Source organism: Microvirga sesbaniae, from assembly GCF_025460805.1.
GTDB lineage: Bacteria > Pseudomonadota > Alphaproteobacteria > Rhizobiales > Beijerinckiaceae > Microvirga > Microvirga sesbaniae.
In genome coordinates this window covers 112,373-123,378 of record NZ_JAMXFJ010000017.1, presented here as the reverse complement: position 1 = coordinate 123,378, position 11,006 = coordinate 112,373, and the positions used below count along the sequence as shown (strand labels likewise).

The 11,006-nt window shown below is 67.1% G+C and carries 9 protein-coding genes; 6 read left to right on the top strand and 3 right to left on the bottom strand.

The window, feature by feature from the left end; all coding sequences use genetic code 11:
- From OCW50_RS21510 to OCW50_RS21500, 3 genes are all read left to right on the top strand, one after another.
- The coding region (locus OCW50_RS21510) for a TOBE domain-containing protein (RefSeq protein ID WP_262298886.1) at positions 1 to 463 on the top strand (463 nt) is incomplete at its 5' end.
- 152 nt (positions 464 to 615) lie between these two features.
- On the top strand, positions 616 to 1,716 hold the full coding sequence (locus OCW50_RS21505) for an NAD(P)/FAD-dependent oxidoreductase (RefSeq protein ID WP_262298885.1): 1,101 nt from the start codon (positions 616 to 618) through the stop codon (positions 1,714 to 1,716).
- A gap of 175 nt (positions 1,717 to 1,891) precedes the next feature.
- Entirely contained in the window at positions 1,892 to 2,680 is a 789-nt protein-coding gene (locus OCW50_RS21500) for a class II glutamine amidotransferase (RefSeq protein ID WP_262298884.1), read from the top strand.
- A 21-nt stretch (positions 2,681 to 2,701) separates the two neighbouring features.
- Here the strand turns inward: OCW50_RS21500 and OCW50_RS21495 are convergent, their stop codons facing one another.
- The 3 genes from OCW50_RS21495 to OCW50_RS21485 all read right to left on the bottom strand — a co-directional run bounded on the left by OCW50_RS21495 (position 2,702) and on the right by OCW50_RS21485 (position 6,900).
- Complete coding sequence (locus OCW50_RS21495; protein WP_262298883.1) at positions 2,702 to 2,986, bottom strand: hypothetical protein; 285 nt, start codon at positions 2,984 to 2,986, stop codon at positions 2,702 to 2,704.
- A gap of 102 nt (positions 2,987 to 3,088) precedes the next feature.
- Positions 3,089 to 3,799 (bottom strand): glutathione S-transferase, encoded by a 711-nt coding sequence (locus tag OCW50_RS21490; protein WP_262298882.1) that lies wholly within the window; start codon positions 3,797 to 3,799, stop codon positions 3,089 to 3,091.
- 182 nt (positions 3,800 to 3,981) lie between these two features.
- On the bottom strand, positions 3,982 to 6,900 hold the full coding sequence (locus OCW50_RS21485; RefSeq protein ID WP_262298881.1) for a calcium-binding protein: 2,919 nt from the start codon (positions 6,898 to 6,900) through the stop codon (positions 3,982 to 3,984).
- Positions 6,901 to 8,064: 1,164 nt separating this feature from the next.
- Here OCW50_RS21485 and OCW50_RS21480 point away from each other — a divergent pair.
- Genes OCW50_RS21480 through OCW50_RS21470 form a run of 3 tightly spaced genes read left to right on the top strand, consistent with a single transcriptional unit; the run spans position 8,065 to position 11,000 of the window.
- Positions 8,065 to 8,904 (top strand): chorismate mutase, encoded by an 840-nt coding sequence (locus tag OCW50_RS21480; RefSeq protein WP_262272863.1) that lies wholly within the window; start codon positions 8,065 to 8,067, stop codon positions 8,902 to 8,904.
- Positions 8,905 to 8,956: 52 nt separating this feature from the next.
- Entirely contained in the window at positions 8,957 to 10,057 is a 1,101-nt protein-coding gene (hisC, locus tag OCW50_RS21475) for a histidinol-phosphate transaminase (RefSeq protein ID WP_373371486.1), read from the top strand.
- Complete coding sequence (locus tag OCW50_RS21470) at positions 10,050 to 11,000, top strand: prephenate/arogenate dehydrogenase family protein (protein ID WP_262272865.1); 951 nt, start codon at positions 10,050 to 10,052, stop codon at positions 10,998 to 11,000. Before hisC ends, OCW50_RS21470 begins: the two co-directional genes overlap by 8 nt.
- The last annotated feature ends 6 nt before the right edge of the window (positions 11,001 to 11,006 follow it).

Genomic DNA, 11,006 nt, shown 5'->3' with positions numbered 1-11,006 from the left:
GACCATGGCGGACAAGATCGTCGTGATGCACGACGGCGTGGTCGAGCAGGTCGGCGCCCCGCTCGAGCTCTATGACCGCCCGGCCAACCTGTTCGTGGCCGGCTTCATCGGCTCGCCGGCGATGAACTTCCTCAAGGGCCATCTCCAGGGCGGGCGCTTCGTGACCGGCACCGGCATCACCCTGCCGGTGGCCAACGCGCCGGCGGCCTCGGACGGGCAGCCGATCATCTACGGCATCCGGCCCGAGCACTTCATCCTGGACGATGCCAACGGGCTGCCGGCCGAGGTAGCGGTGGTCGAGCCGACCGGCTCGGAGACCCAGGTCTTCGCCAAGTTCGGCGGGGCCGACGTGGTGGGCGTGTTCCGCGAGCGCGTCGACGCGCAGCCCGGCCAGCAGATCCGCGTCACCCCCGATCCCAGGCTCGTCCACCTCTTCGACGAGCAGACCGGCAAGCGCCTCTGATCGACGCACACGGCAAGGGCGGCCCGCATCCGCGAGGCCGCCTTTTCCATGCGATCTGCAAGGGCGGGGCGGTCGGATCAGCAGTCGCCGAAAGCTCGCGAACGCCGTCGCAGATCTCGGCATCCCGACTTCCGAACCGCGGGGAGGCGGCCATGGACGTTCTCGTGATGGGGGCCGGCGTCGTCGGGCTCGCGGTGGCGCGCGCGCTCGCCCTGCGCGGCCATGGCGTGATCGTCGCCGAGGCGACGGGCGGCATCGGCAACGGGGTCTCCTCGCGCAACAGCGAGGTCATCCATGCGGGCATGTATTACCCGTCGGGCTCGCTCCGTGCGCGTCACTGCGTCGAGGGCCGGCGGATGCTCTACGCCTTCTGCGACAGCCACGGCGTGCCGCATGCCCGATGCGGCAAGCTCATCGTGGCGACCAACGATCTCGAACAGGCCAAGATCGAGGGCATCTACGAGCAGGGGCTGGCCAACGGGGTTGAGGGACTGTCCTTCCTGACCGGCGAGGAAACGCGGGCCCTCGAGCCGAATCTCGCCTGCACCGGGGCCGTGCTGTCGCGGGAGACCGGGATCGTCGACAGCCACGCCCTCATGCTGGCGCTCCAGGGCGACCTGGAGGATGCCGGGGGCGCCATCGCGTTCCATGCGCCCGTCGCGCGCATCGCCCAGGACGCAGGCGGCTGGAACGTCCATGTGGGCGGCGAGGAGCCCACGGATCTCGTCGTCGACGCGGTGGTCAATGCCGCCGGGCTCGGGGCGCAGGCGCTCGCCCGCGCGACGGAAGGCTATCCCGCCGACCGGGTGCCGAAGCTGGTGCTCGCCAAGGGCAATTATTTCGGCTGCCTCGGCAAGCCCGCCTTCTCGCGCCTGATCTATCCCGCTCCCGTCGACGGCGGTCTGGGCACCCATGTGACCCTGGACCTCTCGGGCCGCATGCGCTTCGGGCCCGACGTGGAATGGATCGACCGGGAAGAGTACGAGGTCGATCCGCGCCGGGCCGAGAGCTTTTATGCCTCGATCCGCCGCTACTGGCCCGGGCTCCCGGACGGCGCGCTCGTGCCCGATTATTCCGGCATCCGCCCCAAGCTCACCGGGGCCGGCGAGAAGGCGGCCGATTTCATGATCGACGGCCCGGCCGAGCACGGGCTGACCGGGCTCGTGCAGCTCTTCGGCATCGAGAGCCCGGGCCTGACCTCGTGCCTCGCGATCGCCGAGGACGTGGCGGACAGGCTCGCCGCATCGGCCTGACGCCGAGAGCATCGGACGGGGCGGACCCAGCGGGCCACGCTGGTGACCCGCAGGGCCACACGATGCGCTGAAGTCCGGCCGGCCGCGGCGGGGCCGTTAACCGGCTGTTCACCATATATGCAGGAGAGTACAACATCGTTACGACGCGCGATGGTCCAAGGGGTTGCCGTAGCCGATGTGCCGCTTTCTCGCCTACAAGGGGGAGCCGATCTTCCTCGACGAGCTCGTCTGTGCTCCGGCCCATTCCCTGGTCCATCAGTCGCTGCACGCCATCGAGGCCAAGACCGAGACGAACGGCGACGGCTTCGGCATCGGCTGGTACGGGGAGCGCCGCGAGCCCGGGATCTACCGGGAGGTCCGCCCGGCCTGGTCGGACGAGAACCTGAGGAGCCTGTGCGAGCAGGTGCGCTCCCGGCTCTTCTTCGCCCACGTGCGCGCCTCCACCGGCACCTCGACGACGCGGGCCAATTGCCACCCCTTCGCCCATGGCCGGCATCTCTTCATGCATAACGGCCAGATCGGCGGCTACGGGCGCATCAAGCGCCGCCTGGAAGCCCTGATTCCGGACGAGCTCTACGACCGTCGCCTCGGCACCACGGATTCGGAAGCGATCTTCCTCCTCGCCCTGGCCAATGGCCTGCCGGACGAGCCGGTCACCGCCATGGCCAGGACCCTCAAGCAGGTGCGCGGCCTCATGGACCAGGCGGGCATCGAGGAGGCGCTGCGCTTCACCGCCGCCTTCACGGACGGCGAGAGCCTGTGGGCCTATCGCTGGGCCTGCGATGCCAGGCCGCCGACCCTGTATTTCCGCCAGGAGGACGGCAACCTGCTGGTGGTCTCGGAGCCCATCGACGACAAGACCCGAGGCTGGCGCGAGGTGCCCAAGGGCTGCAGCCTCGTGGCCACGGGCGGCAGCGTCACGGTCGAGTGCCTGAACGCCGCCATGGACTGCCTGGCGGCGTGAGCGCCGCGCGGCTTCGTGCTCTCACGAGGTCAGGCTGTCGGCCGGCCGGGCGATGAGGGACATCAGGGCGCCCTTGAGCGCTTCCATCTGAAGCTCGGTCTCGGTGCGGGCGGCGCCGTCGTCCGGGCCGCCGATCGACCGCAGCCGGGCGTTCTCGGCGGCGAGCCGGTCGTTCTCGGCCAGCAGGATGGCGATCTTCTCCTCGGCGATCCGAAGGCGGGCTTGAATCTCGTTCCGCTCCTGCTCGCGCAGCTGCGCCCGGTCGCGCCAGAGACGGATCGCGACGCCCTCGGTGTCCTCGGTCATGCTAGGCTCCTGATCGTTCGTGAGGATCCACAGGCAGCGTGGAGGAATTGAGGCCGGACGGGAAGAACGGGCCATTCACGCCCGCTGGCCCTTAACAGGCCGTTAACGATCCAGTTCCGGATAGCGCCGGAAGATGCCCTCCTCGTTGAAGGGGATGCGGCGGGGGCTTGCGAGGTAGGCCTCGATGCGCGGCCGCCGGGCGACGGCGTCGTGCAGGGCGGCGACCCGCGGCGCCTGCTTCAGGGCGCGCGCCGTGGCCTTCGGGAAGGCGTAGGACAATCCCTCCACGAGCTGGAACAGGGAGAGGTCCGCATAGGTGAGCGCGCGGCCGACGAGATGCGCGTCGCCGTCGGGATTGCGCGCCAGGATCGTGTCGAACCAGGCCAGGAACTTCGGGATCCGGTCTCCGCGAAACTCTTCGGCGCGCCGCAGCGCCTCCGCCGTCTGGTCCTCGTAATAGAGGCCCACCCCCACGGGATGATGGGTGTCGTGCGCCTCCGCCACCAGGTCCGCGATGGTGAGCTGGATCTGATGGGTCCACAGGCCTCCGGCCGGGTCCTTGGGCGCGAGCCCGTGGCGCGCCCCGAGATAGAGCAGGATCGCGGCCGTCTGGCCGATGACCGTCTCGCCGTCCTTGAGGAAAGGCGGCGCGAGGGGCGGGCGCTCCGCATGCTTCATCATCCGCATCATCACGGCGACCCCTTCCGATTCCCGGGCCACGTCGATGTAGTCGGCCCCGGCCTCTTCGAGGGCCAGCCGGACGAATTCGCCGCGTCCCTGGATGGTCGGCCAGTAGTAGAGTTCGTACGCCATGCGGTGCTCCCGTGATGCTCCGACATGAAGAAGAATGGAGCCGAAAGCGTTCCGCGCAAGGTGTCACGCGACCAGGCCGCGACCGGGGCGCGGGAACGCGGCAGCCTTGCCCGGACAGCGAAACGGCGCCCTGCCTGGCAGGACGCCGTTTCCCTTCTTGCCCTACGGGAATCGTGCCCGGATCAGATCACGAAGAACTCGTGGTAGTCGATCTTGAGCTTGTTCGTGATCGTGGCGAACAGCACCGCCTTCTGCGAGCCGGTGCCGTCGGAATCGTAATACAAGCCGCCGGTCTTCTTGTTGTAGATGATTCGGTCGTCGGCATCGTGCGCTTTCGTGCCGGCATAGAAGGACTTGGACGCCATCGCCTTCGGCTTCGCGAGGGAACCCTTGGGGCCGACCTTGAAGTACTTGTCGTCGATGTAGATCGCGTCCTCCTTGGCGTAGTTCACGATCCGGTCGGCGTTGCCCTTCGTCTTCGGGTTCGTGTCGAAGACGAAGATGTCCGCCTGGCTGCCGCCGTCGAGTACATCGGCTCCGAGCCCGCCGTGCAGCCGGTCATTGCCTGCGCCGCCGGAGAGCACGTCGTTGCCGTCGCCGCCTCTGAGAGTATCGTTGCCGCCGTTGCCGTTCAGCGAGTCGTTGCCGGCAGCCCCGTCGAAGATGTTGATGCCGTCGCTGCCGTTCATCACGTTGCTATCGGCCGTCCCGGTGAACGTGAAGTCGAGAGTGCCGATGCCGGTGATGTTCTCGATGCCCTTGAGCCTGTTGAGGTCGTAGGCCACTGTCACGGTGACGGAGTCCATGCCGCCGCCGGTGTCGTTCACCACATCGTTCGCATCGTCGATGACGTAGGAGTCGTTGCCGGCGCCGCCGTCCATCGTGTCGGCACCTGTGCCGCCGTTGATCACGTCATCGCCGCCGCCGCCAACCATGGAATCGTTCCCGGCACCACCGTTCACGATGTCATTGTCGTTGCCGCCGTCAAGGGTGTCGTTGCCGTCCCCGCCCTGCAGGTTGTCGGTGCCCGCTCCGCCGTTCATGGCATCGTTGCCGTCGCCGCCGTCGAGGACGTCGTTGCCGTCGCCGCCGTTCATCACGTCGGCGTCGCCATTGCCGTTCAGGGCGTCGTCGCCCGCACCACCGTCGAGGTTGTCGATCCCGTCACCGCCGGAGAGCGCGTCGGCCCCGTTGCCGCCGTTCATGGCATCGTTGCCATTGCCGCCGTCGAGGACGTCGTTGCCGTCGTCGCCGTTGAGGGTATCGTTGCCGTCACGGCCGAAGAGAGTATCGTTTCCGGCACCACCGACGAGAGTGTCGTCGCCCGCTCCGCCGTCGAGGGCGTCGTTGCCGTCGCCCGCGTCGAGAGTGTCGTTGCCGCCGTTGCCGTAGAGGGCATCGTCGCCCGCGAGGCCGGTGATGCGGTTCGCGGCCCCGTTGCCTCCGATGATGTTGCCGCTCCCGTTGCCCGTGAGGTCGATCGCAGCATCCCCGGTCCCGTACAGGTTCTCGATGCCGGCCGAGAGCGTGTAGGTGGCGGACGAGAAGACCTGGTCGTAGCCGCCGCCGGACTCGTCGATCACGGTGTTGGTCGCTGACACGTAATAGGTGTCGTTGCCGGTTCCGCCGACCAGGGTGTCCTGTCCGGTTCCCGCGACATCGGTGAGCGTATCGTCGCCCACGCCGCCTTCGAGCTTATTGGCGACGGCGCTGCCGACCAGGGTGTCGTTGAAGCGTGTGCCGATAACCCTCTCGAATTCTGTGTAGGTATCTTCGAGGGCATCGCCGGCAAGGCCTTTTTCATCCTTGAGGCTGACCGACACGCCCGCCGTGCTTTCCTTGAAGGTCAGCGTGTCGAACCCTTCGCCTCCATTGAAGTTGTCGCCTGTATGAATCGATGGAGCATAGATGTCGTCATGCGTCGTCCCATTTGTAATCGTCACTTTCTCGGCGCGCGCGTCGACGATGGTGGTTTCGATTGTACTGCCGCCATTGGCCGCAGAGGGATTCCACCAGGAAACGGCAAGGCGGCCATCGGCCATCTCGAATATGGTTGGAGCGAGTTGAGCATCGAGTCTGCCGATTTGGGTGCTGACCTTGATTGCATTGCCAACAGTGCCAGTGGCATCGACGACCTTGATATAGATATCGGCTGCATCGTCCCCCGTCCGGCTGACATAGGCGAAGGCATACCCGCCATCCTTCAACCCGGTTACGCTCTCGCGGTCGTAACGGCTATCGCGGCCACGGGCAATTCCATCGCTCCCGACAGCGCCGGTCGAGACAGTTACGGCACTGTTGACTAGCGTGATGGTACCGGTTGCCGTAACATGAAATCGCTGAGCCGTGACCGTTGATGTTGGGCCGGATCCGTTATCCCAGACGACGACAAAGTCGCCATTCGGGGAACCATCGGGATTCTTCAGCGTCGCCACGCTAGCCATGACGGCATTGGCAAGAGGAACTACAGAACTAAGGCCGAAAGAGCCGAGCACCCTGACGTAGCTTTTGGCGCCGTCCGTATACGATACGACATACGAGTCGTCGCCCCGCCAGGCGACGTCGGGCCTGGTAACGCCCGTTATGGGGGAATCCGTGACCTGAATGGGCGCCGCAGCCCCGCTGGGATTCGCTCCGACGATCATCACATGATTATTGCTGTTAACATACGCCGTCGCCCAGCCCTGACCGTTCGAGGCCAATTGGGCGCCGTCATCCTTTGCCGTCGTGCTTACGTTCGTGACGGTGTTGTTGTCAGGGGAGGTGCCGTCGAAATTGAACAGCTGGCTTCGCAGGGTCCGTCCGGTCGCTTGATTGCTTTCCGTCCAGCTGATGACGAAGCTGCCGTTAGCTTCGTAAGCGACGATGTCAGCGAATTGTTGCCCCTTAGTGTCATCTGGATTGATGGGGGGGCCAACTAACTTCGTTCCGCCGAGTTTCTCGCCATTCCCGTTGTACATCTGGAACGCGATCCGCTCGTCCTGACGCCATGTCACGACATATCCGCCATTCGGCGACATGGTGACTGAGTCGCGGTCGACACCTTGAAGGTTGATCGCGATGTCCTGCGTCCCCCAAATCCTAGGCTGTACAATGGCCATCTCATGCTCTCCTGAAAACTGGTCGTTATGTCGTCTCATGCGGCCGGACCGTCGGGTGGGGCCCTTGGGGCAGGCGCGCGGAAGGGTTCGGCGGACCGGGCCGCCGGTGGTGCTTGCGCGGTGAAAAGATCTCTCGGTTGTGCGCCCTGGGGTGCCGTGAGGATCGCGGCTTCCGCAGCATCGGAAGCCGTGGGATCGTCAGAGCAACTTGGTTACAAGGCTATAAAAGCGCGTGTTCGGGCGAACAACTCTCCGTTCAGAGAGGGTCGGCCGTAACGGAACGTGCCCAAACGGCAGATCGAGCTGCCTCACCTTGCGTAAGCCTTTGGAGTTCCATTGGAAATTTCCTTCATTGAGACAATGTTTCAGTATCGAAAAAGATGAAGCTCGACTGTGCGCGGGAACACATGATCGCCCCGGCGGCCCCGTTGCCCGAGCCGACGGGCCCGCCGCTCTTGCATCACGGGACCGGTACCTTTCCGTCATCCCGCGGCCTCACTGACGCCCCTCTCGCCGGGGCCGGGCTCGTCGCGACCATCCCGCTTCCGCTCTGCCCCACCGCCCGTGCGGCCATCTCCGCACGTTCTGTCCCCCTCCACGTCATCACCGGTATCGTGCCGGTGATCCCGACGCGGTGGGGCGCCGCGCTCCAAACAATCGGGATGGCCGGGACAAGCCCGGCCATGACGGGGGCGGGTGGGGGTGAGGGTGAGGTGCGGGCGCGAGCGGCGGGCCGGCTCGTCCATCCCCCACCACAAGCATCGAGCCGGGCCGCCACGCGCGCCACCCTCGATCCCACCGCAGGCTCGCAGCCGAGAGGCTGCGGGCCTTCAGGTGCTGCTCTTTGACATCGACACGGATCAGGCACCCGCCCGCAGCGTGACGCTCTCCCGTCCTGCCACGCTCCCCACGTCATGGCCGGCCGTCCCGATCCGGTGAGGTGGGGCGTTCCAGACGATCGGGATCACCGGGACAAGCCCGGTGATGACGTGGAGGGGGTGCGAGCGCGTGAAGACACCCTCCCCATGTCAGGGCCGGCCCTGTGCCGGTCATCCCGCTCCGACGAGCGCCGCGCCCCCGGCGGCGGGGTCGCCGGCATAAAGTCCGGTGATGACAAGGGGGCACAAAGCGGTCAAAGAAGGGCGACCCTCAAGGATCCTGTCCATGACCGCCGAGAAGCCCGCTCCCTCCCTGGCCGAGCTGCGCCAGGACATCGACCGCATCGACGAGGCGATGCACCGGCTGCTCATGGAGCGCGGCACCATCATCGACCGGCTGATCGCGTCCAAGAAGGCTTCCCAGGCCGGCCTGAGCTCCGCGTTCCGGCCGGGACGGGAGGCCTCGATGATGAAGGCCCTGGCCGAGCGCCACCAGGGGCTGCTCCCGCTCGATACGGTGGAGAGCATCTGGCGGGTGATCATCGGCACCTTCACCTATGTCCAGTCGAACTACGCGGTCCACGCGGACATCTCGGGCGGCGACGCTCCCATGCGCGACTCGGCCCGGTTCCATTTCGGCTTCACGGTGCCCTACGTGACCCATCCGAGCGCCGCCGCGGTGATCGAGGCGGTGGCGGCGTCCCGGGGCGATCTCGGCATCTTCCGGCTCGACCAGGGCGCGACGAGCGGCGCCTGGTGGCGCACGCTCGCCGACCGGCGCCGTCCGAAGATCATCGCGCGCCTGCCCTTCATCGAGCGGCCCGACCATCCGGCCGGCACCCCGGTCTTCGTCATCTCGAAGCCCCTGACCGACGCGGCCGTGCGCGACGTGGTGCTCTATGCGGCCCAGTTCGAGCGCTGGCACAGGGGCGCCAACGAGGCCCTGATCGCGCTCGGCGGCGAGGTGGTGGCGAGCGCGGCGGATACCAACGGATTGTCGGAGCTCATCGCCGTGCCCGGCGACGTCGAGCCGGCGCAGCTGAGCCAGGCGCTGACCAGGGCCGGCGCGAGCCTCGCCCAGCTCGCCGAGATCGGCAGCCATGCCGAACGTTTCCGCGTGAAATGAGAACTGACCTGCGCTAGAGCCATTCTCACCGATCGATTGCTAGGAAGTGAAGATGTCCACCCGTCCCCAACCCCGTCCCGGCGTGATGCAGATCGACGCCTATGTGCCCGGCAAGAGCAAGGCCGCAGGGGTTGCCAAGGTCCACAAGCTGTCCTCGAACGAGACCCCGCTCGGCCCCTCGCCCAAGGCCGTGGAGGCGATCCGGTCCTTCGATCACCTCGAGCTCTATCCCGACGGGGCGTCGACCCGGCTGCGGGAAGCGATCGCGGCCCGGTACGGGCTCGATCCGAACCGGATCATCTGCGGGGCGGGCTCGGACGAGCTGCTCGCGCTCATCACCCATGCCTATGTGGGCCCCGGGGACGAGGGCATCTTCACGGAGCACGGCTTCCTGGTCTACCGGATCGCCATCCTGGCCGCCGGCGGCACGCCCGTGGTGGCGCCGGAGACGGATCTGCGCACGGACGTGGATGCGATCCTCGCAAGGGTGACGGAGAAGACCAAAATCGTCTTCCTGGCCAATCCCAACAACCCGACCGGCACCTATATCCCGTTCGACGAGGTCAAGCGCCTGCATGCGGGGCTGCCGCCGCACGTGGTGCTGGTGCTCGACGCCGCCTATGCGGAATATGTCCGGCGCAACGATTACGAATCCGGCCTCGAGCTCGTCGCCACGTCCGAGAACGTGGTGATGACCCGCACCTTCTCGAAGATCTACGGCCTCGCCAACCTGCGCCTCGGCTGGATGGTGGCGCCCGCCCCTATCGCCGACGCGGTCAACAGGATCCGCGGCCCCTTCAACGTCAGCGGCCCGGCCATGGCGGCCGGCATCGCGGCGATCCAGGACGAGGCGCATGTCGCGACCGCCGTCGAGCACAACGAGCGCTGGCTCGCCTGGCTCACCCGCGAGATCGAGGCCCTGGGCCTGAAGGTCACGCCGAGCGTCGGCAACTTCCTGCTGATCCATTTTCCGCAGGAGGAGGGCCGGACCGCGAAGGACGCCGACGCCTTTCTCTCCGGCCGCGGCCTGATCCTGCGCCGGATCGACGCCTATGGCCTGCCGCACGCCCTGCGCCTGACCGTGGGCGGCGAGGAGGCGAACGGTCTCGTGGTGGCGGCGTTGCGCGATTTCCTGGGGGGGCAGCATGCCTGAGCGTCTCGGCCCGCCCCGTGAAACGCCCATCTTCGAGCGCCTCGCCCTCGTGGGGCTCGGGCTGATCGGCTCGTCGATCGCCCGGGCGGCCCGGCATCTCAACCTGGCGCGCACGATCGTCGCCGTCGATGCGAGCGAGGCCGTAATCGCACGGGTGCGGGACATCGGGATCGCCGACGAGGCGACCACCGATGCGGCGGCGGGCGTGCGCGATGCGGATCTCGTGATCCTGTGCGTGCCGGTCGGGGTCTGCGGCCAGGTGGCCGAGGCCATGAAGCCGGGCCTGAAGCCCGGCTGCATCGTGTCGGACGTGGGCTCCGTGAAGGCCTCGGTGATCGCGCAGGTGCAGCCGCATCTGCCGGACGGCGTGCTTTTCGTCCCGGCGCATCCCGTGGCCGGCACGGAGCATTCCGGCCCCGATGCCGGCTTTGCGACGCTGTTCCACAACCGCTGGTGCATTCTCACGCCCCCGGAGGGCACGGATCAGACAGCCGTCGGGCGCGTGCGCGCCTTCTGGGAGGCCATGGGATCGAACGTGGAGGTCATGACCGCGCAGCACCATGATCTGGTGCTCGCCATCACCAGCCACGTGCCGCACCTGATCGCCTACAACATCGTCGGCACGGCGGCGGATCTCGAGACCGTCACTCAAGGAGAGGTGATCAAGTTCTCGGCCGGCGGCTTCCGCGACTTCACGCGCATCGCGGCCTCGGACCCGACCATGTGGCGCGACGTCTTCCTGCACAACCGGGAAGCCGTGCTGGAGATGCTGGGCCGCCTCAACGAGGATATCGCGCTGCTCGCCCGCGCCATCCGGTGGGGCGAGGGCGACAAGCTGTTCGACCTCTTCACCCGCACCCGGGCCATCCGCCGCGGCATCATCTCGTCGGGCCAGGAAACGCCGGAGCCGGATTTCGGCCGCCGGCGCGAGGACAAGACTTAGTTCGTC

Excerpts from the sequence above, each read along its gene's own strand:
- OCW50_RS21505 (WP_262298885.1), top strand. The coding sequence starts at position 616 with ATGGACGTTCTCGTGATGGGGGCCGGCGTCGTCGGGCTCGCGGTGGCG.
- OCW50_RS21500 (WP_262298884.1), top strand. The coding sequence starts at position 1,892 with ATGTGCCGCTTTCTCGCCTACAAGGGGGAGCCGATCTTCCTCGACGAG.
- OCW50_RS21495 (WP_262298883.1), bottom strand. The coding sequence starts at position 2,986 with ATGACCGAGGACACCGAGGGCGTCGCGATCCGTCTCTGGCGCGACCGG.
- OCW50_RS21490 (WP_262298882.1), bottom strand. The coding sequence starts at position 3,799 with ATGGCGTACGAACTCTACTACTGGCCGACCATCCAGGGACGCGGCGAA.
- OCW50_RS21485 (WP_262298881.1), bottom strand. The coding sequence starts at position 6,900 with ATGGCCATTGTACAGCCTAGGATTTGGGGGACGCAGGACATCGCGATC.
- OCW50_RS21480 (WP_262272863.1), top strand. The coding sequence starts at position 8,065 with ATGACCGCCGAGAAGCCCGCTCCCTCCCTGGCCGAGCTGCGCCAGGAC.
- hisC (WP_373371486.1), top strand. The coding sequence starts at position 8,957 with ATGTCCACCCGTCCCCAACCCCGTCCCGGCGTGATGCAGATCGACGCC.
- OCW50_RS21470 (WP_262272865.1), top strand. The coding sequence starts at position 10,050 with ATGCCTGAGCGTCTCGGCCCGCCCCGTGAAACGCCCATCTTCGAGCGC.